Here is a 26029-nt window from a genome sequence, read left to right on the forward strand (position 1 = left end):
TCATCACTCCAGATCGCTATTCAGGTGGCGATCACTATACATACATACTTGAATGTATAGAAGTGGTAATATCGTGTTGATAACACCTATGGGAGATAAGCAAGATGGCCCGCCGGACAAAAGAGGAAGCGCAACAGACTCGCGAAAAGCTGATCGACGCCGCTGAAATTGTATTTCATCGCACAGGTGTCGCGCAGGCATCGCTTAATGAAATAGCCCAAGAAGCCAACCTTACCCGAGGTGCTTTCTACTGGCATTTCAAGAACAAACAAGACATATTTAAAGCGATGCTTGATAGGCAGTCAGTGCAGTTAGGGCAGCTGGACCCGACTCTGGATGAGCTTGGCGACGCAGACCCGTTGGCGCGTTTGCGGGCATCGATACTGTTCGTGGTTCGTGAAATAGAGCGGGACCCTAGCCGCAGGCGAGTCTATGAAATAGTGTTTCAGAAGTGCGAGATGACCGCGCAAAACGAGCCCATTGGCACCCTGCTCCGAAACAATGTTTTAATCGGCTCCGAGCGAATGCACGCAGCTTTTACCAGCGCCATCCGGCAAAACTATATGCCAAAAAATCTGGACATCGACAGCGCCATCACGCACCTGCACGTTCAGGTGACGGGTGTGGTTTACCTGTGGCTGTTACTACCAGGTACGTTTGATCTGCAATCCCAGGCAACGCGCTTGGTTGATCTTTTCTTTAGTCAATTACCTGAGCACTTTTTGAGCGGCGAAGTTTAACGCCATACGTCATTATTGCCGATTTACGAATGCGCTCTTCACGTGATTTGCCAGTGCATCACTCACCGGATTGGTACCACGTCGAACAAGTGCCAACTGATAGGAGCCGATCTCAGGCAAGTTCTGGTTGGTAATTTCCTTCAGGGGAGAGTTTACAAGGCTTCGCGGGAAGGGTGCGATCGCCAGATCCGCCATCAAGGCCGCTTCCTGGCCGGAGCAATTTTCACAGGTGTAGGCGATTCGGTACGGAGTACCTGTTTTATCCAGAGCCCGCAGCGTCATCCGGCGCCAAGCACACCCTTCGTGGGCCACGGCAAGCGGCACCGGAGATCGCAAGAATGCGGTCGACTCTTCATGCCCAGCCCAAACCAGGGGCTCTTCATGCACAACCTCCCCCCGAACCCTCTGAACGTCATCCGAAACCGTCACCAGTGCCATGTCCAGTTCCCCGGCATCTAACCGTTCCAGATTCTGTTTACTGGAGCCAACCACAACGTTTACAAGCACCGCAGGGTATGAGCGGGCAAACTGGGAAAGTACTTCCGGCAAAATTCGAGTGCCTATGTCATCTGATGTCCCGATACCCACTTTGCCTTCCAGGGATGGCGCCAGGAAGTATCGCACGGCTTCTTCGTTTAACCGTAACAACCGCCGACTGTAACCCAATAGCGCCTCACCTTCTGGGGTCAATCGAACTTGTCGGGGTTCACGAATAAACAGGCATTTCCCCAGCTTCTGCTCCAGCTGCTTTATCTGCATGCTCAGCGCCGAAGGCGTCCGATGAACAATTTTTGCGGCACCGGTAAAGGTGCCACATTCAGAAATTGTAACGAAGGTTCTGAGCACTTCATTGTCTAGCAGTGGCATGGCCAATTTATCGTACCTCCATCAGGAAGATCGAATCGTCCCCTTAAGAATAACTGAAGGCAAGATTAAATTCTTTTCGTTTGATTGAATGCTTCCGAAGCAGCACTCTCGTATAAGGTACTTGGGTTGCGTAGCGTCGTAGTAGCAACCGGGTTTGGTGGGCAAGCACACATACTTATAGGTGATGGCAATGCTGGGCTTAAAGGCAAATCAACAAACAGCCAAACAGGCTTCCTTCTCATTGGTAGAAAGCTATGCCCGGCGCCAGCATTTTCGGCGTATGGCCAACACGCTCCTTGCTGAAAAAGACGACATTCTCGCGGACTTGGGCTACGAGCGCCAAAGCATTATGGTCGCACTCAACCTGCCACTACGCACGGATGCCGTGAAGTATCTTGAACAACACCACCGAGTATGAGGCTTGCCCCAGAGGCAACAGACAGCCCCCAGTTTGGCTTGTGCTTGGTTCGTATTGCTCGCACTCACCCAGCTCGGGCCAGGTCTCTCAATGGGCCTCGGATCACCTGATGAGCTTACGTTTGAGCACATCTATCATCGACCTGAGTTTGGTCCGGCCTGCACTTATCGGGAATTTCACCCTCTGGTAGAGCCCGGAGACTTCCTCTCCGGAACTGTGCCCTCTGCGTACTCAGCAGACTGGGAAAAAGCTCATGCCGAACGGTTTTAGGCGACTGTCGCTCGCCGCCAATGAAAAAACGCTGGAGAAAGGCCTCTCATGCGGTTACAGGGTTTGAGTGCTGTGATCCATTGTCGCTTTTGCCAGTTCCCGCTGATCCACGCTGGCGCAATGCGCCACAACGGTCCAGCGCCCGTCGTCTTTTGCAATACGCGCTTTTTCTATTAAAACGTCGTGATCCGGCCGTAAAGATACGGCACCCGCGAGAAGAAGGGCCAATATCGTGCCCAGGAAACCCAACGCGACAAACGTCATCACCGGGCTTGATCGGGCCAATGCTGGGCCGATAGCCAACAGCACAGCAGCGATCACCAGCCCAACCACAAGACCTATCAACCCAAACCTCACATGAGTTTTGACCAGAGACCGCGCGATGCCCTTATCGTCCGGCTCTACCTTGTGCCCATATGGGGGTCATGTGGCTGGACGACTCGGATCTGCTCCCGTGGTATTCCAGCCACTTTCAACGATTCTACGGCCCTGCTTGCAGCTATCTGACTGTCAAACTCTGCACTGATTTTATGGGAATAGTGCTCGCCCAATACCGCACCATCATGTTCAGGCATGTTCTCGCCTCCGGTCGCGCTGAAATAAGCTTGCTGTTCCCTTATAACTGCTAGCAGAGGTTCCCAGATTCTGCAATTTAGGGCCGGATCAAAAACGCAAACCGCCAGTAATCGCTCCATCGCCATCAATATCAGCGTGACCCTCAGCATCTGTGGCGGAGGGGCTCGCATTGCCTACGGGATTACTCAAGTGTCCGGGCTTTTATCGCGAGCAGCACCAACACCGGCGCAGGCAACACAAAGGCGGCCATCGCCCGATCCGGGTGTACCTCTAGCAACCAGCCTCCTGCAAGGGTTCCGGCGATGTACCCCAGTGTGTGGGTGCTGGTTAACCGTCCGCCGACTTCTCCGTGCGCATCCGGCTGACACTGACGCACCTGGCTGCCATACCAAGGTGTGAGTACAGCGGCGCCAAAGGCAAGAAAAGCAACACCTACATAGATCTCAAAGACCGTCGTTGCAACACCTAATACCACCCCAGCTATCAGAAGCGCAGCCCCCCAGACCATCGTAAGCGCAACCGTCCCACGTATCCGGGCATGTACCAGAGGGCCTAACACCAGCCCCACAACGGAGGTCAGCATCAGGCAGCCGCCGTCAGAGAAGATCCAGCTTCGGCCGATACCTCTGCAATACGGGTCAGGACTGGGCCAAGCACAAATTGCAAGGAGCCTACCCAGGCTGTTAGCAACAGAGCCATCAGGTAAAACGGCCGCCCCGGCCCCCAAGGTAAACGGCTACGAGGTTGACCATGGAGAAAGCCATTCTCTGGCTCGTGCTCTACTGGGGCAGAACGACTTCCCCGCACCAACAGCACGGCCAGAACGCCTGCCATAAACAACCCCGTCATCATCCCCAGCCAGGTAGCCAAAGCAATCAGTGCGGGGCCGGCAAGACGGCCTGCATGAACTGCTATTTGAAGGCGGGAAAGCCGGTAACTCCAGTCTTTCGGCCCGATTCCTGCAATCGCAAGCCGCTGCGCTGCGGGAAAGATTCCGCCTGCCCCCGCGCCATGGGCCAGTCGTGCCAGCACCAGAAAGACTGCCGCCCACGCCCCCTGGACGTTCAGCCCCAACACCAGCAACACCAGCCCGAAACCTGCCAATACCAGAGCAGATGCCAAGCCAATAACTGGCCGCGCGCCCCGGCGATCAGCCACCCGCCCCCACAGAGGCGCGCCAATCAGTACCGGAACCATTCCGGCGGACAGAACCAGTGACCAAATTCCTGCCGAAAGCCCAGTGCGTTCGATAAGCCAAGGCAAACAAGCAATCAGAGCTGACTGCAGCAACCCCATCATGAGAACCGGTCCCCAGGCATCCTTTCCTCGAATAGTCATCGCTACCTCACTCTAACCTGTCGCCACAATACGCAATTGCGAATCATTATCGTTAACTTTACAGTGTTTCACAACATTACCCAGATAAGGATTTCGTTATGAGTCGACACCGGAAAAAATTTGACCCTCCCATTAACGCTTATTTCAATGCACTGCTCCGGGAAACAGGCCCTTGGCCCTGGCATTCCCAGCACCGTCACTTTTCCATCACCCACCCTCAATCGGGCGAAACACTTCTGATCCCCTGTCGGTTTCGCAGCCTGGGCGGTCGACATCTTCTCGGGCCGGATCTCCTGCTGAATTCGAAGAATGGCCCCAAACCGGTGAGTTTCATGACAGCGGTAGAGTGGACCCTGACTCTGCCTGCGCTTTTAAACGAGTCAACATCCCAGGCCCGGGAGAACTTTTGTGACCGGGTACAACGCAGTGAAGAAAACCTTGGCCTTGCCCTGGGCTACCGTGCGCAGCATTTGCTCGTATCCGACTCCGGGCTCCAAAGCTTTATCGAGTCGGAGCAGGCGCTTGTTAACGGCCACTCCATCCACCCCTGCCCGAAAGACCGGGGAAACATGGATCGGGAGGAAGCAGCGGTATTTTCACCGGAGTACGCGGGCCGGTTTTCGCTAATCTGGTACAGCGTAGATTCCGCCTGTGTCCGCTGTAACGAATCCACGGGGGCGTCGATGGCCCACGCGATTCAATCCTTGCTGGAACGAGAATCTCCATTTGTACGCCGTGCCATACACGCCGCCAAACAGCCTGGACACATGATTATTCCCTGCCATCCCTTCCAGCACCGCCATTGGCAAGCTCATCCGGCTCTTCGCACAATGCAGGCCGAAGGCCGGTTACGGAGCCTGGCCATGGGCACCAGCCCATGGCGCGCGACTTCGTCGCTAAGGGCGATTTGGTCCGACGAACAGGACTGGATGCTGAAGTTCTCCCTCTCTGTTCGCATCACTAATTCCCTTCGCCATTTGCAGCCCCAGGAAGCGTTGCGAGGACCTGCACTGGCCGACCTTCTGGATACAGAGCCCGCCCAGCGTTGGCTGGCAAGACACCCCCAATTCCAGATACTCAATGAACCTCTTGCTCTAGCGCTCTGCGACAATTCAGACAACCCGCTGCCCGAGACCACGCTGGTATTCCGGGATAACCCCTTTCAGGGTGACAATGCCGAGAACTGCGAGCTGCTGGCCTCACTGCTGCAGGACAATCCGTCCACGGGGCTCTCCAGGCTTGGCCACTGTCTGCAAGCTATGAATACCGATGAGGCTGGAGCCATCGCCTGGTTTCGCGCCTACCTGGACCTGGCAGTCAAACCCCTGCTGGATGCCCAGAGCAACCTCGGGCTTTTGTTCGGCGCCCACCAGCAGAACCTGATATTGCGTCTGGACGACCGCTTCCAACCGGTTGCTGCCTGGTTCCGAGATTGCCAGGGCACCGGCTTCTCGGCCCTTGCACACCAGCAGTTCGGCCTGGGCTCGCGGCGTCGGCACAAGCCAGCGGGAATGATTTACCAGATGCCCTGGGGACAAGACTGTTTAGCTATTACCTGTTTATCAACAGCACGTTTAACGTGATCAGCTCCCTGGCTGCCGCCAGCCTTTGTACCGAAACCCACCTCCTGGGTCAGCTTAGGGAGTGGTTGCAGCAACGGAGCGCAGAGGCTCCGGCTGACCCCAGCGCCATCCACTACCTGCTAAACAGCCCACAGCTTTATGCCAAGAACAATTTTCTGTGTTCCCTGAGGGCGCTGAACGAAAACACCCTGGACGATCTCGAATCCATCTATCACCCCATTCCCAATCCGCTGGTGCTTAGCCACCCCCTGAAAACGGAGAATAACGACGCTTATGACACATACGTTCTCACCCATTGAAGTGACTTCCTCATCCGACCGCCAACAACTGCGGATCAGTCTGGACCACCAAGTGTGGCAAGCACGGCATCAAGTGACCGCGACCGGCGGCCGCATTCTGGACTGGGAGGGCCCTGCCCTGAACAGAGAGGCCAGCCACCGCGTGCTGGACTCTCTGTTCTACACATTGGACAGCCGGCAGATTGAACTAACAAATGGAACCTGTGAGTTCTTCGATACGTGTCATCCGGCGTGGGAAGAAACAGAGGGAGGCAAGGCTCTGTTTCGCTCGGACTTCTATCAGATACGGGAGTATTGGCTCGACAAGGCTCTGTGGCCGATTCTGCCAGATCGCATCGTCCAGACCGGCGATATCCGGCACCCTCGGCGCCCAACGGTAGAAAACCAAATCTTGTACAGACGGTTTGCGCCCGGGCTCGGTAAAACCATCACACTGCGCCAGGCGACCGTAGAAGAAGACAGCGAGCGTTTCCATCGCTGGCAGAACAGCCTCGGGTTGCAAAGTTCTGGGAGTACCCCTGGAGCCGCGAGCGCCTCAACGCCATGCTGGATGAGCGCAGGGCAGACTCGCACTCCACACCACTTATTCTGGAAGCCAACGGTGAGGCTGTTGGCTATTTTGAAACCTACTATGCAGTGGAAGACCGACTAGGCCCCTATTGCGATGCAGCCCCTTACGACCAGGGTGTGCACGTACTTGTGGGCGAACAAGCCTTCCTTGGCAAGGGTCAGACACCACACTGGCTCAACGCCGTCAGCCACTTCCTGTTTCTTGCAGAACCCCGCACCCGGCACATTTGGGGGGAACCCAAAGCTGACAACAAAGCAATGCTACGCCATACCGAAACCACCACGTGGGAAAAGCGTGGCGAGTTTGACTTCCCCCATAAACGGGCGGCGCTGCTGTGCAACCCCCGCGACCGCTTCTTCCTCGACACCCAACTGTAATCGACAGGGACAGCCTAGATGGAACAATCCAATCACTGGCGAATCGTTAACCAACGGCTAATGGCCCGTCTGCTGGGCGAATGCACCTACGAAGGAGTGCTTTCGCCCAGGCACCGGGAAGGTGATGTCTACGAACTCAATGCGGGCCAACACTGCTATCGGTTCCAGGCACGGAGAACGCCGTGGGATTTTCTATGGATACGGCCACACACCGTACTCCGGGATGGGGCGCCGTTCAGCGATGCCGTGCAAATGATCCTCGATTGCCGTGACGCATTCGCTATGACCGACATCACCCTCGGCAACTTTATAGAAGAAATAAACAATACACTCACCGGTGACCTGTTGCGTCAGCAGAAACTGGCCGCCAAAACCGCGGGACAACTACTAGACCTTCCGCCCATCAGTCTGGAAGCGCTGTTGGATGGTCACCCCAAGCTGCTGGCAAACCGCGGGCGGCTCGGATGGAGCGTGGATGACTTGCAACAATATAGCCCCGAAGCAAGTCAACCGATCACCCTGCGGTGGCTGGCGGCCCACCGAACCACCGGCATACGCACCTTCGGTACGCCAACCCCGGAAGCCTGTTTGCTGTCAGCAGAGAGGGAGGTTCTCACCGACTATCTTTCTTCCCCAGACTGGTCATTGGTGCCGGTTCACCCCTGGCAGTGGCAGCGCTATATCCAGAGTCAGTATATTGCGATGCTGCAAAGCGGCACCCTGGTTGACCTTGGGGAGTGCGGCCCTGGCTACCTGCCCCAACAGTCCATCCGGACTCTGTCGAACATGGACGAGCCGAATCGGTGCGATTTAAAACTCTCACTGACAGTTCTCAACACCTCTTCTTATCGGGGCATTCCGCCAGAACCCATGGCTTGGGCACCGGAATTGTCAGACTGGCTGGCAACCACTGCCGCCCATGACCCTTTTCTTTGTGCAGCCGGCCTGACCGTGCAACGGGAGCTTGGCGGAGTACACCTGCCGCAGCCCCACCAACAGGGGGTTGAGGGTACGCCGTACCGTTACCGGGAAATGCTGGGAGCCGTCTGGCGAGAAAGCCTGTCCAGTAAAGCCGAGCCCGGCGAGCAGGGCTGGATATTCGCCGTGCTCATGCAAACCGATGCCGCCGGTTTCCCTCTGGCTGCCGAGATGATTCGCTGTTCTGGCTTGTCCGTTGAGGCCTGGCTTACCGAACTGTTCGATCGAATCACACTCCCCCTATACCACTTGTTATGTCGTTACGGTATTGGGCTGGTAGCGCACGGCCAGAACCTGGGGGTTATGTTCCAAAAATTCTGCCCGCAAAGGGTGGTTATCAAGGATTTTCATGGTGATGTAAGGTTGGCCGAGGGCGACCTACCCACTCAGGCCGGACTTACCGAGTCCCTGGCGCAGCATCTACCCCGCCTGCCCCCAGCGCACCTGCTTCACGATCTTTATACCGGGCACCTGGTCACCGGACTAAGGTTTTTATCGCCCTTGCTAGAGGAGCATCTCGGCTTTCCAGAAAGAGCCTTCTATCAGCTGCTTCACGCCCGGCTGAAGCGTTATCAACTGGCTCACCCGGAACTCGCATCGAGCTTTGCGCAATTCGACCTGCTCCGACCGTCTATGGAGCGGGTATGTCTTAACAAGGTGCGCTTTTGTATCGGCTACAGCGACGATGCCGCGCGCCCCACCCCAGCACTAGGCCCAGCGCTACCCAACCCCCTTCACCCCCAAAACCATCAACCCCTGGAGATATGCCATGAGTAAGGACATTCTGGATCTCGCCGGTATCGGCATAGGCCCTTTCAACCTGAGTGTGGCGGCCCTATTGGACCGGCATCCCGACTTGAACGTGGGTTTTTTTGACAGCAAGCCAGCATTCGACTGGCACCCCGGCATGCAACTCCCGGGTGCGCGCTTGCAAACGTCTTGCCTCAAGGATTTGGTTACCAGTGCAGACCCATGCAACCCATGGAGTTTTTTGAATTACCTAGTTCAGAAACGACGAATCTATCCGTTTTTAAGTGCGGATATGGCCACTATCAGCCGCCGGGAATTTGCCGACTATCTGGGATGGGTGGCAAGCCACCTGCCGAATCTGTATTTTAGGCACGAGGTGCAATCCGTTACTTTTGAAGATGGTCTCTTTCAACTGTTTTTCCGACACCGGCCAGAACCAGTCTATAGCCGCAACCTATGCATTGGCACCGGTATCCGCGCGCACATCCCAAAAGCCTGCCAGGCGCTGCCGGAGAATAAGCGCATCCACTGCATTAATTTGAGAAACCGGGACAGGGACTTCACGGGCCAGCACGTTGCAATCATCGGTGGTGGTCAATCCGGAGCAGAGGTAATGCTAGGTTTGCTTGATGGCCTATGGGGCAAGCCTGCCAGCATCCGCTGGTTATCCCGGCGCTCCAACTTCGAACCACTGGATGAAACGCCGTTTACCAACTTGTATTTTACCCCGGGCTATGTGAACACGTTCCATAACTTGCCGGAACAAAGGCGCAGGGAGCTGGTGCATGACCAGAAACTGGCATCCGATGGTATTTCTCCCGATACATTGCAGGCGCTCTATCAGCGCCTATATGAATACCCCTTTGAAGAACCCCAGCGCCCGATGCCCGACTTGCTACCAGGGCGGACGCTTCATGCCGTCAGTGAAGGTTCTCCCATGACGCTACTCACCCACAATAGCCTGGATGACCAGTTCGAGGAATTCCAGGCCGAACAACTGATTCTTTGCACTGGTTTCGACCAGGAGCTTGCGTCATGCCTGGCCCCTCTCGAGCAAAAATTGCACCGGGACACCAAGGGTCATCCGCGCATGAAGCACAGTTTCAATCTGAACTGGGACGGCCCCGACAACCGGGCCATCTATGCCGTCAATCAGGGGCGTTTCAGCCATGGCGTTGCCGACTCCCAGCTCAGTCTGATGAGCTGGCGTTCGGCAATCATCGTTAACCATCTTCTTGGAGAAGCTCATTACCCAGTTGAAGAACAAGGAATACCCGTTCAATGGAGCAGCCAGGCGGTAGGCAGCCGTGTTCAAGAGGAAGCAAAAGGCAAAATTCTTCCACACGCTATTGAATCTATCTGATAATCATTTACAATCGCGTCTTATTTTTATCAGGAGAAACACTCAATGGCTGCCCGACTCACTGCCTCTCGAACCCTACTATCGTTGGCCATGGCTGCACCATTCGCTGTGCATGCCGCGCCAACGTCACTGGATGAATTGGTTGTGGTAGGCAGCCGAGCCCCGGCTCAAATCAGCCAGATTCCGGGTTCTGTTTGGGTCCTGGAGGACGAGGAATTGGAAGAACAATTCCGCTCCGGCCAGGATCTGAAAACAGTGGTCGGCAAACTGGTACCCAGCATGGACTTGGCCCCCGAAACCCGTACCAACTATGGCCAGAACATGCGGGGGCGCAGTGTGTTGGTAATGATTGATGGTGTGTCGCTCAATGGCTCCCGCGGGCTCAGCCGGCAATTCGATTCTATTGACCCCTTCAATGTGGAACGCATTGAGGTGCTTTCAGGTGCTACGGCTGTATACGGTGGGGGCAGCACCGGCGGCATCGTCAACATCATCACCAAAAAAGGCCGGGAGGCGATGCCCAGTTCAGCACTGAAGTAGGAGTTTCCAGCGGTTTTAACGACTCCGAGGACCGAAAATTCCGCTTCGGCCAGTCTATTGCCGGGGGCAATGAGACCATAAAAGGCCGGCTGGCTATTGCAACTGAAGACAATGGCGCGATGTACGATGGTGACGGCAACCCCATCATGCCGGACATTTCGCAGACAGATTTACAATACAATCGCAGCGTAGACGTTCTGGGCAGCACCCAAATCCGCATCAATGAAAACCAGAGCCTGGATTTAACAGCCCAGCTTTACAATTCCCGCTACCAAGGAGACCAAGGCGTTTCGCTGGGCCCCTATCTTTCCGAGATAAACAACCCTGAAATCCGCGATGGGTTCTCCAGCGACCGGGTTCCCCAAACCGAACGTTACATGTTCAACCTCGCATGGCAGCATCTGGATTTTCTGGGCCACACGGCGTATATACAGGCATCCATGCGTAACGAGGAGTCCGGCTTTCACCCCTACCCTTACCAACGCGCGACACTTCCTCAAAGTTATTTCGGTGCCTCACGCCAGGACACCCGCCAATACCTACTCAAAGGCCTACTGGCCAAGGATTTTGGCAGCGTTCGGCTAAACTATGGCATTGACCTTGATCGCGAAGACTTCTCCGCCAACCAGATGATTTTCGACAACGCAACCGCGTTTCCCAGCGGCGGCATGACGTTTGACGAGGAGTTTACGGTCGACCGCTACCCGGACTACCGTGTGGAAGGCATTGCCGCCTACTTTCAAGCTGAATGGCAGGCCACCGACCGGCTCCAGCTGAATGCGGGCATCCGCCAGCGGCATGCCCGCCTCGAGATGGAAGACTTCGTAGGTACTCAACAAGCGGTCGAAGTAGAGCGAGGCTAGCAACCGGTGCCGACGCCATTCCGGGCGGCGAAAACGATTACGATGTCACCCTGCTGAATGCGGGCGCCATCTACAATCTGAATGACGATCAACAGGTCTGGACCAACGTGAGCCAGGGTTTCGAAATCCCGGACCCGGGCAAGGTAGCCGGTCGGGGCAACTATACCCTGAGTGGCGGCCGCTACGTGCTAACCGACTCTCTGAACATTGACGACAACTCCGTGCCCGGGCTGAAAACCAATCAAGTGGAACTGGGCTGGCGCACCTATCGGGCACGGTGGGATGCGCAGGTAGCCGCCTATTACACCTGGTCTGATAAAGAAGCAGTCACCAACCGTACTTCGCTAACCGTGGATGTAGTTGACAACAAAACCCGGGACTACGGCCTGGAAGGTTCCCTCACCTGGCGAGCAAACGAGCAATGGTCGCTGGGTGGAACCGGCCACTATGTCCGTTCCGAAATAGAAGATGAAGACGGCAACTGGCAGAAAAACCTGGTAACCGCTGCGAGCCTGCCTAACGCCACGGCTTTTGTTCAGTGGCGGGACAGCCAGAACTCTGCCCGCCTTCAAGGTTCCCATGCGTTCAACATTGATGACGATGCCGGCGATGAAATCGACGGTTACACCACATTTGATTTACTGACCGCCCGGGAGCTGCCCCTGGGCCGCCTCAACTTCTCTGTAACCAACCTGCTTGATAAACAATACGACACTGTGTGGGGCCAGCGAGCGCAACTTTTCTACGGCTTTGAAAATCTTTTTGATTTCAAGGGCCAGGGCCGTACTTACACCCTGACCTATTCCGTGGACTATTGATGGCATGCTGATTGGTAAGCGCCCAGGGCCCGTGCTGCGAGCCCTTGCTTTCATGTTAATAAGCCTCACGGCCAGTGCAGATAATGTGGGCTCGCCCGGAGCCGGCGGTCCGCAGCCGAGCTCAACGCCCAAACGCATTGTGGCGCTGAACTGGTGGTTGGCAGAACATTTGCTGGCACTGGGCGTCACGCCAGTGGGCGTGGCAGAAGTAGAACGTTACCGGGAATGGGTAGCCCAGCCGCAGGCACCAGAATCGGTAAAGTCCGTGGGTCGTCGTCAGGCTCCTAACCTGGAAGCCATCCGCTCTCTGGAACCGGATCTGATTCTGGTGTCGGGGCACTTGCAGGCAGCTGTACCTGCCCTGCGGGCCATTGCGCCAACATTGGTACAAACCACCTACGAAGCCGATTCGAACCCGTGGGTTAAAGCCCGTGAACATCTGCTTGCTCTGGGAAAGGTGCTCGGTCTTGAAGATAAGGCTCGAGCTGTTATTGCGCAGGCCGAACAGGACCTTGCTGCCACCCGAGAGCAGCTGTCGCAGGCTGGGCTGGCAGGCCATGGGGCATTTATCGTGCGGTTTCTGGACGACCGGCGTGTGCGTATTCATGGCGATAACTCCATGCTTAATCAGGCGCTGGAACAAGCTGGCCTCACTAATGCCTGGCACCGACCTACCAATCTCTGGGGCTTCACTCCGGGAACGATTGCGGATCTGGGCGACCACCCCGATGCCTGGTTGATTTACATACGGCCATGGCCGGAGGCCGACCGGGAACGACTGCAGGCAAGCGGCCTATGGCCATATTTGCCCATGGCCCGCAGTGGCCGCATAACTGGCGTAGGGCCGGTCTGGACGTTTGGCGGCGTGGTCAGCGTGCCCCGAATGGCCCGCATGCTTGCAGAACAACTGCTGGAAGGTACCCGGGAGTTGCAGCCATGAACCCGCGCGCTTTACAGCGACACCCACAGCTTTGGCTGGCATTACTGGCACTGTTATTACTGCTGGCTGGATTGCTGTTGTCGCCCGCCAGCAGCTTTGAAAATTTAATGCGACTGCCCGGCGCTCTTGTACTTACCCAGTCTGCAACCTTCGAACAAGCGGTGCTGCACTACACCCTGTTACCAAGATTAACCATCGCCTTGTTAACAGGCGCCGCCCTTGGCTTTGCGGGCACACTGGTACAGCAAGTACTGCGTAACCCACTGGCGGCGCCTACCACTTTGGGGGTCGCAGCTGGCGCCCAGCTAACGTTGGGACTAGTCATGCTGCTGGCTCCCTCCTTGCTGGTATGGCGGGAGGCTTGGGCTATGGTTGGCGGGCTCGCAGCCCTTGGTCTGGTTTTGCTGATGGGGGCTCGGCGCGGGTTCGATCCGCTTACGCTTACGCTGTGCGGGCTAATTGTAAGCCTTTACCTGGGAGCCATAAATACGGTGATTTTGTTGTTCAATCAGGAGCAACTCGCCGGTTTGTTTATTTGGGGAGCCGGGGAGCTCAGCCAGAACGACTGGCGCAGCACCCTGGAGTTACTACCCCGCTTGCTGGTTGCTGTCGGCGTGGCGTTGGCACTCTGGCGCCCGCTGCAAGCGCTGGATCTAGGCACGGAGGGGGCACGATCGTTAGGATTATCCCCGGGCATCACCCGTATTTTGGCACTGATACTGGCGGTCTACCTCACAGCACTGACAGTAAGCCATGTGGGGGTCGTTGGTTTCATTGGCCTGGCGGCACCTGCCATCGTTCGCCTGTTGGGGGCACGCACGCTGCGACAACGCATGCTGGCCAGCGCTCTCACAGGTGCACTGATTTGTTTGGTGGCCGATGGTATTGCCCAGCAACTGACTCTTGCGTTTGGCCAATTGCTATTTCCCACTGGCGCCGCCACGGCGCTGATAGGCGGGCCGGTGCTGTTATGGGTGTTGACTCGCAACCGATTGATGCCTGCCCGACCCTCCCAGTCGGTATCCATGGCGCCGGCCCGGCGCGAATTCTCGAAAACCGGCTTGCTTTTGCTCGGCCTGATCACTCTGGGAAGTTTGGCAGTCACTCTGTCTCTCGGCCCCACCTGGGAAGGCTGGCGCTGGACCAGCTTTGATGGCGAGACCGCGCTGCTAGCCATGCGCCTGCCTCGAATGATCACCGCACTGATGGCCGGTGCACTGCTCGCCGGCGCCGGCGTGATTGTTCAGAGATTAACCCGCAACCCCATGGCCAGCCCAGAACTACTGGGCATCAGCACCGGCGCTGCTTTGGGTATGGTGTTGTTAATTCTTACGATTGGCACCGGTAGCCGCACCTTACAGATTCTGGCCGGAGGTGTGGGCGGCACCCTGGTTCTACTGGCGCTCCTGCTATTGAGCAGGCGCAGCGGCTTTTCCCCACAACGTTTACTATTGGGTGGCATTGCTCTGTCAGCCCTGTTGGATGCCGGCATTCGCATGATCTTGGCCATGGGCGACGCCCAATCAGTCATGCTGCTCAACTGGCTGGCGGGGTCTACTTGGCTCTCTGGCCAGTCCGACGCCTGGGCCCTTGTCATTGCAACACCCATCCTCGCACTGCTGGCCGTGCTGGCAAGCCGATGGCTGGATCTTTTACCCCTGGGCGACAGCGCTGCCAGCTCACTGGGCCTGCCACTGGCACCGGCTCGGCTTCTGCTTCTACTTCTGGCTGCGCTCATGACCGCCGCAGCCACGTTGGTTGTCGGCCCCTTGTCGTTTGTGGGCTTGATGGCTCCGCATCTTGCACGACTTCTGGGTTACCAGCGAGCCTTGCCACAACTGCTAGGCGCCTTTGTTATCGGCAGTTTGTTGATGCTCTGGGCCGACTGGCTGGCCCGCACACTGGTCTATCCCCATGAGTTGCCCGCGGGGCTAGTGGCCACCCTGATTGGCGGTGGCTATTTTCTGGTACGTATGTACCGAATGCCGAGCCGACACTAATGCCAACATTCTGTTCCTGAAAAACCGACATTACAAAGAGAGCACGAACCATGTTCACACTGGATGCCGCCAGCTACAGGTTGGCAGAGAAAACGTTACTTCATCCCATCGACCTCAATGTTGGCCCCGGCCAGATGGTGGGACTGATTGGTCACAATGGGTCTGGCAAATCGACATTATTGAAACTTCTGGCCCGCCAGCTAACGCCCACTTCCGGGCGAGTCACCCTGGAAGGAAAGGCATTGCACCGATGGGGTGACCGCTCTCTGGCCCAGAAGGTAGCTTATCTGCCACAGCAGCCACCCGCTACGGACGGTCTGACCGCCAGGGAACTGGTATGTTTCGGTCGATACCCTTGGCATGGGGCATTGGGGCGATTCTCACCTGAAGACACAAAACAGGTGGATCAGGCCATGGCGCTCACCGACACTGAAAGCTTCGCGGATCGAAGCGTGGATGAGCTTTCTGGCGGAGAACGGCAGCGGGTGTGGCTGGCTATGCTGTTAGCTCAAAACGCCCGTTTCTTGCTGCTTGATGAACCTACCTCCGCTTTGGACGTGGCTCATCAAATTGAGGTGCTTTCGCTGGTACGCAAACTGGGAAAGGAATTGGATATGGGGGTTGTGGTGGTACTGCACGACATCAATATGGCAGCCGGATTTTGCGACCATCTGGTAGCCCTGCACAGTGGGCGACTGCTAACGGAAGGCTCACCGGATAAACTAATGAACCAGCAAACCCTGAAAGACATTTACGGCGTGACTATGTCCGTACTTCCCCACCCTCACCGTGAAGGCGCCCGTATCGCGGTGGCATGACACTCCAGGGTATTATCGTTTTTCAGGTAACCGTGCACCCTTGGGGGGCCGGTCAATAAGCGGGCAATTCTGGCACAGGGCCAGGCCCGGCAACCGATAACGCAAGCAACATTGTTGCCGCTGGCGTTGCGGTTCAACCCCCTCTCCCCGCTCTACGTAACGAACCGGATTTGCCATAGGGTTCGATTGACCGCTCGGTCGTTTGTCCAGCTTGACCAGTTGCTGACCATCCATCAAAAGGCTATCTGGCACACCAGCTGACTCCAAGGTGCGAATGAGCCACTCGAAATAATTAGCTGCGTTGTTCCACAGCACACGGCGCGAAATTTTTATGTGGGCACACCAACCCTCGATAAGAGGCGCGAAGTTATGATCCAACAGTTCCCCGAAACGCTCAAATGAATCCTGCGGGGTCGTCTCAAAGGGTTGCCCTTCATGAGGCAACCGGAATGCCTCGGGTACCCCGCCCTTACCCAGAATCACCTCGACCTGATCCAGGGCAACGGGCAGCTCATGCCCAGACATTAAGTTGGCGACCACTACAGGTACAGTGAGTTTTGCAAAATAATGTCTGGACCACAGGGAGATAAGAGCGCGCTGATCATCACCAGGCTGAGAGCACCGATACTCCGCAAGCAGTCGGGTAAGCCCCTCTCCCGAAATCAGATCCCTGGCGGGTACGCCTACCCGTTGATCCTGGCCTTTCACCACTAGCACATCCCGGTAGCGCTCGAAATTACCAACAAACAAATGATCGAGAGCAGGAATGGCCATAGTGTGTCTACTTCATCCTTGGATTTAACCTCTTCAAGAGGTTAAATGAGCCTGTTGTTAACGATAATGCGAATATCTATCATTATACATATGAGGTAGCTTACCCGTTAGTGGTAACGCCACAAGCAACGGTAAAAAATAGATTCATGGGTTCCGAATGGGTAGCGAAGGCGCCCTGGGCTGAATCCTACGTCACAGTCAACAAACGGGTACTGTGAAAGCAATTCAACAGTTGATGCATAAGGTAAATTACGACCAACGTGGCCAGAACGGCAACACTGAGAGAGCTGAAGCGGTAAAGATCACTGAAGAACAGGTCTTGGCTTGGTGTCAGGTACTGACCGAACAGAATCGCCATGGTTGTCAAAGCACTGAAGCCCGCACCTGGCACGCCGCCTTCGAGCATATGATAACGGGCAAATAGCATCAGGCTAATCCAAAGCCCGAACGTAACGAACGGCAACACATCAAAATGATTCATTAACAGCAACTGAACCAGCAAACCGAAACTGCACCCAACCAAGGTACCCAGCGCACGATTCCAGCCCGCTGGCCCCGCGCCTTTCCAGTTCAATGGAAACAGTACCAGAATCGTCGCAACTAAGGCAGATAAAGACCCCGGCAGGCTCAGCAGTTGAAAGGCGATAAACGACAAAGTAGCCACGGTGGTTGCCAGCAATACTTCGTGGCGCTGATTGGACAGCGGCTTGGTTGCGACCGGTCGCGCTGGCCGTGCTTCAACGTCGGGAAACAGAGTGTGCATCAAAAAGGCAATAAACAGTGTCAGCAACGACGCCACGATATTAGAAACGACAATGTCGCCGACATTGGCTGTGGGGTAACTGGCAAAGTGGAACTGCATGGACAGATTCACAACGGTCATGGCACCAAAGAGAAAATTTGGCCCGCGAACCATCTCCCGGAATAACCACCCAAACAGCCCCATTACCACCAAAATCATCGGCAATGGCTTGTCGCCAAACATTCCCTGCAATACCAAAACCGCCAGGCTGACCAGGGCAACGTTCGCCACAAATTGACGGATAATATGGGCATTCAACTGAGGTACCAGGCCCAGCAGCAACAAAGGGGTTACCGTAAAGAAAGCCCCGTAATTCCACCCCATAAGCTTACACAGCAAAAACCCCAGCATGCCCCCGAAAGAGATCCGCAAGCACTGGCGTACATCATTGGCATTCAGCTCACGTTTTTTAACGAGGAGGATCGGTCGGAACCTGGACATACCGGTATCCTCAATAAATATAGTGAATGAGGCTGATCAGGCGAATCTGTAATGCCCCCAGCCATGACAGCACCCCGTTAGCTGGGTACAACTGCACCGTGGCCCGGGCGCCAGAGGGGAGACCTTCAAGTGTGGCTCTGTCAGAATCGTTCAGCTTTAGATGCACACGCTGACGCTGGGCATCCCGCACCCAGCGGTCGGTAGACTCCGGTGCCGCCAGAGTGCCATCGGCCATTAGCTGCCCTGCCCTTGTGCCCGCGTCCACTGCGGTAATGGCTGCCGGAAAAACCTGCCCGGGAACGCTATCGAAGACAATCGCGGCACTGTCGCCGGGTATCGCCTGCGACAAAGACTTTTCACGAAAATCAGCGATAATATCCGCACTGTCTGTCACCAAAGCCGCCATGACAAAGCCGGCCTTGGCGTAAACACCGGGCGTAACTTGCAGGTTGGAAACAGTACCATCGGTTTCTGCCTTGACCTCAGTGAAACCCAGGTCGAGCTGCGCGCTTGCCAGCGCATTGCGGGCCTCCCGCACCGCCAGGTTCTCCTCACCGGGTTCACCCCTTTGTGCTTCAAGCTGACGCACCCTGGCTTCCGCTGAAGAGGCCCTTGCGACTGCGGCCTGGTGTTGCGCTTTTGATCGGTCCAGTTGCTGCTCGGAGACGCTACGTTTTGCAGCCAAGCTGCGAATGCGACGGAGCTCACGGGATCGGTCACCCACATCCACTTTCGTTGCCAGCCAGTTGGCTTCCGCTGCGGTAATTGCTGCATCCAGCTGTTCATTCTGAGCACCGGCCTGCTCCAGCGCGAGACGCGCCTTGTCGATTGCCAGCTGATATGAGCGCTGATCAAGTGTAAACAGCAAATCACCGGCACGAACGTGTTGATTATCGGTGACATGGACCTGCACAACATGGCCACTGACCTCAGGTGTCAGCTGAACGACCGGGTGCATAACCCTGGATTGGGGCGTGACAGGCATCCAGATATCCGCGATCAGGAAATAAACGAACAACACAACAAACGCGACCAGAGAAACATGGACCCAGCGCGCAAAACTTTGATCTGGCGTCATAAACACTAAGCAAACGTAGAAGGATCAGTAGAAAACAGACCCAGTTATAAGGATCCGCCATTCTACTAGCATCGATTAAATTAGCAAGCTAACATAAAATGGTAAGCCTTCGGTTGCGTCTGTACCTCTACCTCTGCTTACTGGAGTGAAGGCAATTATTTTCCAAAACGTTGACTGACGCATAGAAATAGAAGCTGGGGATTGCTTGACCAATGTTAGCACTTAACCTAATTTTTAAGACTCAAACACATGTTTTCTCACTAAAGGTAATTCAGAAGTCTTGCTGACGCTTACTTAGGAGTTGTTATGGCAGACCATCCCTTCTCAGGCTCCTCTCATCTTGCGGGCCACTGCCCAATGAGTGGGCTCGCGGTGGCGCCGAATGGATGTCCTGTTTCACCAAAAGCTGCAGATTTCGACCCCTTCGAGAGCGCCTACCAACTCGATCCTCCAGAAGCCCTTCGCTGGTCACGAGACCAAGAACCGGTGTTCTATAGCCCGAAACTTGGGTATTGGGTGGTTAGCCGCTATGCGGATGTAAAAGAGATATTCCGCAACAATCAGATATTCTCGCCGGCCATTGCGCTGGAGAAAATCACTCCGGTATCACAAAAGGCGCAGGACACGCTCAAGCGCTACGATTACGCAATGAATCGCACGCTGGTTAACGAAGATGAACCGGCCCACATGGAACGTCGGCGTGCGCTTATGGAATCATTCACACTTGATGAATTAAAACACCACGAGCCGATGCTCCAAAGCCTGACACAGGAGTATCTGGACAGGATTATCGATAACGGAGAAGCCGATCTCGTCGACGAAATGCTGTGGGAAATTCCTTTGACGGTTGCTCTGAATTTTTTGGGCATTCCCGAAGAAGACATGGACACCCTGCGCAAATATTCCATCGCCCATACGGTAAATACATGGGGCCGCCCGTCAACAGAAGAGCAGGTTGCAGTGGCGGAAGCTGTCGGGAATTTTTGGCAGTATGCCGGTAAGGTGCTGGAGAAAATGCGCCAGGATCCATCAGGTCATGGATGGATGAAATACGCGATCCGCAAGCAAAAGGAGTTGCCTGAGGTTGTTACAGACTCATATCTTCACTCCATGATGATGGCAGGCATTGTTGCTGCGCACGAAACAACCGCGCACGCCTCAGCCAATATGTTCCGGCTGCTTCTGGAAAACAGGGAAGTATGGGAGGACATTTGTGACAACCCCACCCTGATCCCCAATGCAGTGGAAGAATGCCTGCGCTATTCAGGCTCGGTAGCAGCCTGGCGACGTATCGCCACCACGGATACGCGCATTGGCGATACGGAGATTCCAGAAGGCTCCAAACTGCTGATTATCAGTGCATCGGCTAACCACGACGACCGTCACTTCGAGAACCCCGACGATCTGGATATCTATCGGGACAACACCACAGACCACCTGACGTTTGGCTATGGCGCCCACCAATGCATGGGTAAGAATCTGGCGCGGATGGAAATGCGAATCTTCCTTGAGGCATTCACCCGTCGCCTGCCACAACTCGAATTGGTTCCGAATCAGACCTTCACATTTGTGCCCAACACCTCGTTCCGTGGCCCAGAACATCTATGGGTTCGCTGGGATCAAGGCCAGAACCCTGAACGGCGCGATCCCGGCATACTCGAGCGCATCCGCACATTCACCATTGGCGCGCCTGCGCCACACGATTCGGCGCGTCCGGTCCGGGTAGCGATGTGGCAGTCGAGGCCGAAGGTGTGGTCCGCTTAGTACTGGAAGATCCCCGCGGCCGCAAGCTGCCGCGCTGGACGCCCGGTGCTCATATCGATGTCGTTGCCGGTGATTTTGCGCGTAAATATTCTTTGTGTGGCGATCCTGAAGACCCAGACCGGTTGCAGGTTTCAGTTCTGAGAGAAGCCGCCGGACGCGGGGGCTCCACTTTCCTGCACGAGACCGTTAAAGCCGGTTCACTGATTCATATTCGAGGCCTGAAGAATCACTTTCGCCTGGATGAAACAGCAGAGTCATATCTACTGATCGCCGGTGGAATCGGCATCACACCGATCATTGCGATGGCCGACCGCCTCAAACATTTAGGCAAAGACTACACTGTCCACTACTGCGGCCGAGCCAGGGGAACCATGGCGTTCATAAGCCGCCTGGAGCGTGACCACAGCGACCGGTTACACCTTTACCCTGCCAGCGAGAAAAAACGACTCCCCCTATCCACCCTGGTTGGTAAGAGTAACGCAGAGCAGATATACGCGTGTGGTCCAGAGCGGTTACTGGACGCGCTTGAGGAAGCCACATCCGACAACCCGGAAAAACTTCACATCGAGCACTTTACCGCCACCGGCGCTGTCCTGGACCCCGCCAAGGAAATCGGGTTTGACGTGGTGCTGACTGACTCGGAGCTAACGGTTCACGTTGCTCCGGATCAAACTGTGCTTCAGGCCTTGCGGGCAGTTGGTGCGGACATCCCCAGTGACTGCGAAGAAGGAATCTGTGGCACTTGTGAGGTGCCAGTGGCCGCCGGCGATATCGATCATCGGGACAAGGTATTGACTGCGTCGGAACGGGTAGAGAACTGTCGAATGATGACGTGTTGCTCCCGAGCCCGTGGAGAAAAGATCTTTCTGGCTATTTAATAAGCAAAATAATAAGGAGAAGAACCTGTGAAGAATGTACTCAAGCTCTCAGCTCTTGCCAGTGTTTCGTTGCTTTTGGCGGCCCCATCATCGGCACAGACTACTCTTAAACTCAGTCACTTTTTGCCCTCCGTACACGGTATACATACGGATTTTATTGTGCCCTGGACGAAGCAGGTTACCGAGTGTTCCGGCGGAGAGGTACAGTTTGAGATCTTCCCAGGCGGCACTCAACTCGGTAACGTCGCCAAACAGCAGGAACAGGTGCTCGCGGGCGTTGTTGATATCGCGCACGGGCTGCATGGCATTCCACGGGGCCGGTTCCCGCGCACCTCCTTAATAGAACTGCCCTTTCTGACTCGCGATGCCGGCGATGCCAGCGAGACGCTATGGGAGCTTTATCCAGAGTACCTGGCACCGGAATATCAGAATCTTAAGGTGCTCGCGCTCCACGCGCACAATGGCGGCCTTATTCACACCTCCGAAAAGAAAGTGGAAACGATGGAAGATGTGGAGGGGCTTCGTCTGAGAACCCCCAGTCCGGCCATTTCCGACGCGCTGACGGCTTTGGGTGCAACGCCCCAGGGGCTGCCTCCTGGTGCGGTGTACGAGAATATTCAAAAGCATGTTATTGATGGCACGGTCTTTCCCTGGGACCCGGTGAAATCCTTCGGCCTGAACGAAGTGCTGAAGTACCACCTGGATGCCGGTTTCTATACGGTGCCATTCTTCTTTGTGATGAATCAGCGTAAATACGATTCGTTGCCCGAAAATGTACAGACCTGCATAGACGATGCCTCGGGCGCTTCGTTGGTTGCCAAGTTCGGCGACTGGTGGGACAAGTGGGATGCGGCCGGCCGCAAGGAAGCCGTGGAAGCGAACCACGTCATCAGCGAACTGAGCGATGAGGAACGCCAGCGGTGGCGCGAGACTTTGCAACCAACCACTGATGCCTACATTGAGCGTACCACTGAGCAAGGGGTCGAAAATGCCCGTGAAATCTACGAGCGAATGGCTGAGTTGCTCACCGAAAAACAACAATAGGACGACTCTGGCGTTGGCGATAGCCCAATGAAATATGCACTCCAGGCACTGCGCGGATTGGTCATACTATCGGCGGGAACCGGGGTGGCTGCTTATGCCGCCGCGGCGCTGTTCACCGTGGGAGACGTCATCGGTCGCCAAATTGGCATGCCCATTCCCGGGGTGATTGATCTGGTTCAGCTATGCGTTGTGGGTGGCGCCTGGCTTGTTATCCCCTACGCCTTTTTAACGGGTGCCCACGTGGGCGTTGACCTTTTGGTCGAGTCTTTTCCGCGGGCGCTGCAAACGCTTCTGCGCATTGTTGCAGGGCTTGCTGCGATCGCGCTGCTGGTACTGATGTTTAACTACTGCTACGACACTTTTCAACAAAAACGGATGTTCGGCGACCGGTCCCAACAGTTGGGCATTCCGATCTTCTACTTCTGGATTCCTCTGCTATACGGCGTTGGACTGTCCGTTGTCGCCGTTGTGTTGGCCCTCATCACGACACCTCAACAGGAGTCACCGGAATGACACCTGCCACTATGGGCTTTATCGGTTTCGGAGCGACGCTGTTTCTGATTGCGTTCGGTTTTCCTGTTGCGGTTGCCATGGCCCTCACAGGCGTCGTTGGCTTCTGGTTGCTGAACGGTTTGGCCGGTGCCGGATTCATTCTGGGCTCATCTCCCTTCGAAGCTATTTTCCCCTATTCCCTCAGTGTTGTGCCGCTGTTCGTCATGATGGGAGTCTTCGCAGCGCGAGCCGGTTTATCACGCTCATTGTTCGATATGGTCAACAGCTTCCTCGGCCATATCCGAGGAGGCCTGGCAGTTACTGCCGTGGGTGCCTGCGCCCTATTTGGTGCCATCTGCGGTTCGTCGCTTGCAACCGTTGCCACCATGGGTCGCGTTGCCATACCCGAGATGGAGAAGCACGGTTACGATGGGTCGCTGTCTTCAGCTTCTATCGCAGCTGGCGGCACCCTCGGAGTGCTGATACCGCCGTCTATTCTACTTGTGATCTACGGCATTCTGACTCAGACATCCATTGGGCAGCTGTTCATTGGGGCAATTGTGCCGGGCATCATCGGTGCTGTGCTGTACGGTGTGGCCATCGTTGTTCGGGTGCGTATGAAACCGGAACTGGCGCCACCCGCGACCAAAGCGGGATGGGCCACACGGCTAACAAACATCCGGCGGGTTTGGGGAGTATTGCTGCTGTTCTCACTGGTCATCGGGGGCATCTATCTAGGCTGGTTTTCCCCAACGGAGGCCGCTGCGGTTGGGGCCGTGGGTGCTTTCATTCTGGCGCTGATTTCCCGAGAGCTGGACTGGAGTACGCTTTGGGAATCCGTACGAGAGACGGCAGGACTGACCGGTATGATCTTTTTCATCCTGATCGGCGCGTCGCTGTTCAATTATTTCCTGGAAACAACGGGCCTGCCCAGCGCGTTGATAACCGGAATCGAAAACAGCGGTATGGGGCCAACAATGGCACTCATACTGATCCTGCTGTTCTATATCGTGCTGGGTTGTTTTATGGATGCCATGTCCATGATACTTCTAACCGTGCCGTTCCTGGCGCCGGTCGCGGCATCGCTAGGTTTTGACATGGTCTGGTTTGGCATTCTTGTGGTTACCGTTGCTGAAATCGGACTGATCACGCCGCCCATTGGGATGAATCTGTTTGTTGTACAGGCGACGCAACCGGGCCTGACTCAGCGCATGGTCGTGCGAGGTATCCTGCCTTTCATTATCGCGGATATCGTCCGGCTCGTGATTCTGGTCGCCGTGCCAGCTCTTTCCCTCTGGTTACCAGCGATGATGTTCTGACAACGCGACTATGCGCAAATACTAACCTATTGTGCGGACCGCACCCTACCCCGGCATTCCCCAAAACCAATGCTCGGGTAGCCTTCACGCCGACAGCGCGCCCGCAAAATAACTTCATCACCATCCTCTAAAAAGGTGCGCTCTTCGCCACTGGCTAGCGTGAGAGGCTGCTTGCCTCCACCGGTGCTTTCAAGCAGGCTGCCGACCGCATCGGGGCTCTGACCCGACAGGTTCCGGAACCAAACAGGTCGCCTGGTTGCAGCTTGCAGCCACCGACGCTGTGATGCGCGACCATCTGAGCGACTGTCCAGTACATGTTTTGCGTATTGCTCAACGCCAACCGCTGGGGCGGCAAGTTCTGTTCGCGCATGGCGTTAGTGAGTAGCAACACTTCGAGCTCTACATCTAAGGCGCCAGTTGCCTGGTCGGCATCGTCAAGCAAGTATGGCAGTGGTTGTGGATCACCGTCTGGCCGCGCCGGTTGGGCTTTTCGGAACGGTTCCAGCGCTTCTGGCGTGATCACCCATGGGGACACGGTGCTGGCAAAGTTCTTTGCCAGGAAAGGACCGAGAGGCTGGTATTCCCAGGCTTGGATGTCACGGGCCGACCAGTCGTTCAACAAACAGAAACCCGCGACATGGGTGCTGGCTTCACCAATGGCGATGGGTTCGCCCATGTTATTGCCCGGTCCCAGCCAGATACCCAGCTCCAGCTCATAATCCAGCCGTTTACTGGGGCCGAAGCTGGGGGTCTCTTGGCCCGCTGGGAGGGTTTGGCCGTTGGGTCGGCGCACGGAAGTGCCAGAGATGCAGATCGTTGAGGAGCGTCCGTGGTAACCAATGGGCACGTGCTTGTAATTAGGCAGTAATGGATTGTCCGGGCGAAAAAAACTGCCGATGTTCTGGGCGTGATGAATGCCAACGTAGAAGTCGGTGTAGTCGCCTACCTAGCCGGCAGGTGCAATTCACAGCGACTCATCGGCACCAATAACGCCTCGCCGAGCGCCTGCATGGTCGCTTGCTGATCGCTGTGCTCATCCAACAGGTGCAGCAACGCTGTTCGCAACGATTTGCGGCTGGAAGCGCCGAGCCCGAAGAAGCTATTTAGCTGCTCCCCGCTAGCGGCTTCCGCCGCAACGGCAGCGTCTCCGCTGAACAAACCGGCTTCCAGAGCGGCTTGCAAATCGAGAATACTGTCACCGATGGCGACGCCGCCCCTTGCTTTTGCCCAGAACGACTGAAAATGCCCAGTGGCAGATTTTGGATGGGAAAATCGGGATGATCGTTGGCAGAACCGACCCAACTCTTTTGCGGCTGCGTTGTCATTAT

Annotated in this window: 26 protein-coding genes and 1 pseudogene; 19 read left to right on the plus strand and 8 right to left on the minus strand. The window is 55.9% G+C overall.

The window, feature by feature from the left end:
* The first annotated feature begins 104 nt into the window (after positions 1 to 104).
* Positions 105 to 740 (plus strand): TetR family transcriptional regulator, encoded by a 636-nt coding sequence (locus BCA33_RS01695; protein WP_071263092.1) that lies wholly within the window; start codon positions 105 to 107, stop codon positions 738 to 740.
* Positions 741 to 752: 12 nt separating this feature from the next.
* Here the strand turns inward: BCA33_RS01695 and BCA33_RS01700 are convergent, their stop codons facing one another.
* Entirely contained in the window at positions 753 to 1607 is an 855-nt protein-coding gene (locus BCA33_RS01700) for a LysR substrate-binding domain-containing protein (RefSeq protein ID WP_175469672.1), read from the minus strand.
* A 190-nt stretch (positions 1608 to 1797) separates the two neighbouring features.
* Between BCA33_RS01700 and BCA33_RS01705 the strand changes: the two genes are divergently transcribed.
* Positions 1798 to 2025, plus strand: coding sequence for a hypothetical protein (locus BCA33_RS01705; RefSeq protein ID WP_071263094.1), 228 nt, complete (start codon positions 1798 to 1800; stop codon positions 2023 to 2025).
* A gap of 324 nt (positions 2026 to 2349) precedes the next feature.
* Here the strand turns inward: BCA33_RS01705 and BCA33_RS01710 are convergent, their stop codons facing one another.
* From BCA33_RS01710 to BCA33_RS01725, 3 genes are all read right to left on the minus strand, one after another.
* A complete protein-coding gene (locus tag BCA33_RS01710; RefSeq protein ID WP_071263095.1) occupies positions 2350 to 2640 on the minus strand; it encodes a hypothetical protein in 291 nt (96 codons plus the stop codon).
* A 412-nt stretch (positions 2641 to 3052) separates the two neighbouring features.
* Positions 3053 to 3454 (minus strand): hypothetical protein, encoded by a 402-nt coding sequence (locus tag BCA33_RS01720; RefSeq protein ID WP_071263097.1) that lies wholly within the window; start codon positions 3452 to 3454, stop codon positions 3053 to 3055.
* Positions 3454 to 4209: an MFS transporter gene (locus BCA33_RS01725; protein WP_083394599.1), complete on the minus strand. Its 756-nt coding sequence runs from the start codon at positions 4207 to 4209 to the stop codon at positions 3454 to 3456. The genes BCA33_RS01720 and BCA33_RS01725 overlap by 1 nt, the downstream gene beginning before the upstream one ends.
* A gap of 98 nt (positions 4210 to 4307) precedes the next feature.
* Here BCA33_RS01725 and BCA33_RS01730 point away from each other — a divergent pair, with 98 nt between their 5' ends.
* From BCA33_RS01730 to BCA33_RS01775, 12 genes are all read left to right on the plus strand, one after another.
* A complete protein-coding gene (locus BCA33_RS01730; protein WP_071263099.1) occupies positions 4308 to 5792 on the plus strand; it encodes an IucA/IucC family siderophore biosynthesis protein in 1485 nt (494 codons plus the stop codon).
* The gene (locus BCA33_RS20420; RefSeq protein WP_368087205.1) at positions 5738 to 6091 is read left to right on the plus strand and encodes a ferric iron reductase; all 354 of its coding nucleotides are present in this window, start codon (positions 5738 to 5740) and stop codon (positions 6089 to 6091) included. Before BCA33_RS01730 ends, BCA33_RS20420 begins: the two co-directional genes overlap by 55 nt.
* A complete protein-coding gene (locus BCA33_RS21150) occupies positions 6066 to 6743 on the plus strand; it encodes a hypothetical protein (RefSeq protein ID WP_254774108.1) in 678 nt (225 codons plus the stop codon). The genes BCA33_RS20420 and BCA33_RS21150 overlap by 26 nt, the downstream gene beginning before the upstream one ends.
* The gene (locus BCA33_RS01745; RefSeq protein ID WP_071263102.1) at positions 6635 to 7039 is read left to right on the plus strand and encodes a GNAT family N-acetyltransferase; all 405 of its coding nucleotides are present in this window, start codon (positions 6635 to 6637) and stop codon (positions 7037 to 7039) included. The genes BCA33_RS21150 and BCA33_RS01745 overlap by 109 nt, the downstream gene beginning before the upstream one ends.
* 18 nt (positions 7040 to 7057) lie before the next feature.
* Complete coding sequence (locus tag BCA33_RS01750; protein WP_071263103.1) at positions 7058 to 8794, plus strand: IucA/IucC family siderophore biosynthesis protein; 1737 nt, start codon at positions 7058 to 7060, stop codon at positions 8792 to 8794.
* The gene (locus tag BCA33_RS01755; protein WP_071263104.1) at positions 8787 to 10130 is read left to right on the plus strand and encodes a lysine N(6)-hydroxylase/L-ornithine N(5)-oxygenase family protein; all 1344 of its coding nucleotides are present in this window, start codon (positions 8787 to 8789) and stop codon (positions 10128 to 10130) included. The genes BCA33_RS01750 and BCA33_RS01755 overlap by 8 nt, the downstream gene beginning before the upstream one ends.
* A 45-nt stretch (positions 10131 to 10175) precedes the next feature.
* Entirely contained in the window at positions 10176 to 10670 is a 495-nt protein-coding gene (locus BCA33_RS20625; RefSeq protein ID WP_217632594.1) for a TonB-dependent receptor plug domain-containing protein, read from the plus strand.
* Between the two features lie 119 nt (positions 10671 to 10789).
* Entirely contained in the window at positions 10790 to 11533 is a 744-nt protein-coding gene (locus BCA33_RS20630) for a TonB-dependent receptor (RefSeq protein WP_217632595.1), read from the plus strand.
* A complete protein-coding gene (locus BCA33_RS20635) occupies positions 11419 to 12351 on the plus strand; it encodes a TonB-dependent receptor (protein WP_217632596.1) in 933 nt (310 codons plus the stop codon). Before BCA33_RS20630 ends, BCA33_RS20635 begins: the two co-directional genes overlap by 115 nt.
* A 4-nt stretch (positions 12352 to 12355) precedes the next feature.
* A complete protein-coding gene (locus BCA33_RS01765) occupies positions 12356 to 13291 on the plus strand; it encodes an iron-siderophore ABC transporter substrate-binding protein (protein WP_071263105.1) in 936 nt (311 codons plus the stop codon).
* The gene (fhuB, locus tag BCA33_RS01770; protein ID WP_071263106.1) at positions 13288 to 15291 is read left to right on the plus strand and encodes a Fe(3+)-hydroxamate ABC transporter permease FhuB; all 2004 of its coding nucleotides are present in this window, start codon (positions 13288 to 13290) and stop codon (positions 15289 to 15291) included. The genes BCA33_RS01765 and fhuB overlap by 4 nt, the downstream gene beginning before the upstream one ends.
* A 50-nt stretch (positions 15292 to 15341) precedes the next feature.
* Positions 15342 to 16109 carry an ABC transporter ATP-binding protein gene (locus BCA33_RS01775; protein WP_071263107.1) on the plus strand — a complete coding sequence of 256 codons (768 nt, stop codon included), beginning with the start codon at positions 15342 to 15344 and terminating at the stop codon, positions 16107 to 16109.
* Between the two features lie 12 nt (positions 16110 to 16121).
* Here BCA33_RS01775 and fhuF read toward each other — a convergent pair whose 3' ends face one another.
* The 3 genes from fhuF to BCA33_RS01790 all read right to left on the minus strand — a co-directional run bounded on the left by fhuF (position 16122) and on the right by BCA33_RS01790 (position 19204).
* Positions 16122 to 16883 (minus strand): siderophore-iron reductase FhuF, encoded by a 762-nt coding sequence (gene fhuF, locus BCA33_RS01780; RefSeq protein WP_071263108.1) that lies wholly within the window; start codon positions 16881 to 16883, stop codon positions 16122 to 16124.
* A gap of 187 nt (positions 16884 to 17070) precedes the next feature.
* Positions 17071 to 18126: a DUF2955 domain-containing protein gene (locus tag BCA33_RS01785; protein ID WP_071263109.1), complete on the minus strand. Its 1056-nt coding sequence runs from the start codon at positions 18124 to 18126 to the stop codon at positions 17071 to 17073.
* A 10-nt stretch (positions 18127 to 18136) separates the two neighbouring features.
* Complete coding sequence (locus BCA33_RS01790; protein ID WP_071263110.1) at positions 18137 to 19204, minus strand: HlyD family secretion protein; 1068 nt, start codon at positions 19202 to 19204, stop codon at positions 18137 to 18139.
* Positions 19205 to 19510: 306 nt separating this feature from the next.
* Here BCA33_RS01790 and BCA33_RS20640 point away from each other — a divergent pair, with 306 nt between their 5' ends.
* Genes BCA33_RS20640 through BCA33_RS01810 form a run of 5 tightly spaced genes read left to right on the plus strand, consistent with a single transcriptional unit; the run spans position 19511 to position 24701 of the window.
* On the plus strand, positions 19511 to 20968 hold the full coding sequence (locus tag BCA33_RS20640; RefSeq protein ID WP_217632597.1) for a cytochrome P450: 1458 nt from the start codon (positions 19511 to 19513) through the stop codon (positions 20966 to 20968).
* Entirely contained in the window at positions 20935 to 21846 is a 912-nt protein-coding gene (locus BCA33_RS20645) for a PDR/VanB family oxidoreductase (RefSeq protein ID WP_217632598.1), read from the plus strand. Before BCA33_RS20640 ends, BCA33_RS20645 begins: the two co-directional genes overlap by 34 nt.
* Positions 21847 to 21873: 27 nt before the next feature.
* Complete coding sequence (locus BCA33_RS01800) at positions 21874 to 22890, plus strand: TRAP transporter substrate-binding protein (RefSeq protein WP_071263111.1); 1017 nt, start codon at positions 21874 to 21876, stop codon at positions 22888 to 22890.
* A gap of 27 nt (positions 22891 to 22917) precedes the next feature.
* Complete coding sequence (locus BCA33_RS01805; RefSeq protein WP_071263112.1) at positions 22918 to 23403, plus strand: TRAP transporter small permease; 486 nt, start codon at positions 22918 to 22920, stop codon at positions 23401 to 23403.
* A complete protein-coding gene (locus BCA33_RS01810; protein WP_071263113.1) occupies positions 23400 to 24701 on the plus strand; it encodes a TRAP transporter large permease in 1302 nt (433 codons plus the stop codon). The genes BCA33_RS01805 and BCA33_RS01810 overlap by 4 nt, the downstream gene beginning before the upstream one ends.
* Positions 24702 to 24727: 26 nt before the next feature.
* Here the strand turns inward: BCA33_RS01810 and fahA are convergent.
* Positions 24728 to 26026: pseudogene (gene fahA, locus BCA33_RS01815) on the minus strand (fumarylacetoacetase).
* Positions 26027 to 26029: the final 3 nt, after the last annotated feature.

Origin of the sequence: Marinobacter sp. AC-23 (assembly GCF_001858325.1) — a bacterium.
Classification (GTDB): Bacteria; Pseudomonadota; Gammaproteobacteria; order Pseudomonadales; family Oleiphilaceae; genus Marinobacter.

Coding starts and splice junctions, on each gene's coding strand:
- BCA33_RS01790 (WP_071263110.1), bottom strand. CDS start 19,204: ATGACGCCAGATCAAAGTTTTGCGCGCTGGGTCCATGTTTCTCTGGTC.
- BCA33_RS01765 (WP_071263105.1), top strand. CDS start 12,356: ATGCTGATTGGTAAGCGCCCAGGGCCCGTGCTGCGAGCCCTTGCTTTC.
- fhuB (WP_071263106.1), top strand. CDS start 13,288: ATGAACCCGCGCGCTTTACAGCGACACCCACAGCTTTGGCTGGCATTA.
- BCA33_RS01730 (WP_071263099.1), top strand. CDS start 4,308: ATGAGTCGACACCGGAAAAAATTTGACCCTCCCATTAACGCTTATTTC.
- BCA33_RS20630 (WP_217632595.1), top strand. CDS start 10,790: ATGTACGATGGTGACGGCAACCCCATCATGCCGGACATTTCGCAGACA.
- BCA33_RS01725 (WP_083394599.1), bottom strand. CDS start 4,209: ATGACTATTCGAGGAAAGGATGCCTGGGGACCGGTTCTCATGATGGGG.
- BCA33_RS01750 (WP_071263103.1), top strand. CDS start 7,058: ATGGAACAATCCAATCACTGGCGAATCGTTAACCAACGGCTAATGGCC.
- BCA33_RS01745 (WP_071263102.1), top strand. CDS start 6,635: ATGCTGGATGAGCGCAGGGCAGACTCGCACTCCACACCACTTATTCTG.
- BCA33_RS21150 (WP_254774108.1), top strand. CDS start 6,066: ATGACACATACGTTCTCACCCATTGAAGTGACTTCCTCATCCGACCGC.
- BCA33_RS01705 (WP_071263094.1), top strand. CDS start 1,798: ATGCTGGGCTTAAAGGCAAATCAACAAACAGCCAAACAGGCTTCCTTC.
- BCA33_RS01775 (WP_071263107.1), top strand. CDS start 15,342: ATGTTCACACTGGATGCCGCCAGCTACAGGTTGGCAGAGAAAACGTTA.
- BCA33_RS01695 (WP_071263092.1), top strand. CDS start 105: ATGGCCCGCCGGACAAAAGAGGAAGCGCAACAGACTCGCGAAAAGCTG.
- BCA33_RS01720 (WP_071263097.1), bottom strand. CDS start 3,454: ATGCTGACCTCCGTTGTGGGGCTGGTGTTAGGCCCTCTGGTACATGCC.
- BCA33_RS20635 (WP_217632596.1), top strand. CDS start 11,419: ATGGCAGGCCACCGACCGGCTCCAGCTGAATGCGGGCATCCGCCAGCG.
- BCA33_RS01700 (WP_175469672.1), bottom strand. CDS start 1,607: ATGCCACTGCTAGACAATGAAGTGCTCAGAACCTTCGTTACAATTTCT.
- BCA33_RS01755 (WP_071263104.1), top strand. CDS start 8,787: ATGAGTAAGGACATTCTGGATCTCGCCGGTATCGGCATAGGCCCTTTC.
- BCA33_RS01785 (WP_071263109.1), bottom strand. CDS start 18,126: ATGTCCAGGTTCCGACCGATCCTCCTCGTTAAAAAACGTGAGCTGAAT.
- BCA33_RS01805 (WP_071263112.1), top strand. CDS start 22,918: ATGAAATATGCACTCCAGGCACTGCGCGGATTGGTCATACTATCGGCG.
- BCA33_RS01810 (WP_071263113.1), top strand. CDS start 23,400: ATGACACCTGCCACTATGGGCTTTATCGGTTTCGGAGCGACGCTGTTT.
- BCA33_RS20625 (WP_217632594.1), top strand. CDS start 10,176: ATGGCTGCCCGACTCACTGCCTCTCGAACCCTACTATCGTTGGCCATG.
- fhuF (WP_071263108.1), bottom strand. CDS start 16,883: ATGGCCATTCCTGCTCTCGATCATTTGTTTGTTGGTAATTTCGAGCGC.
- BCA33_RS20640 (WP_217632597.1), top strand. CDS start 19,511: ATGGCAGACCATCCCTTCTCAGGCTCCTCTCATCTTGCGGGCCACTGC.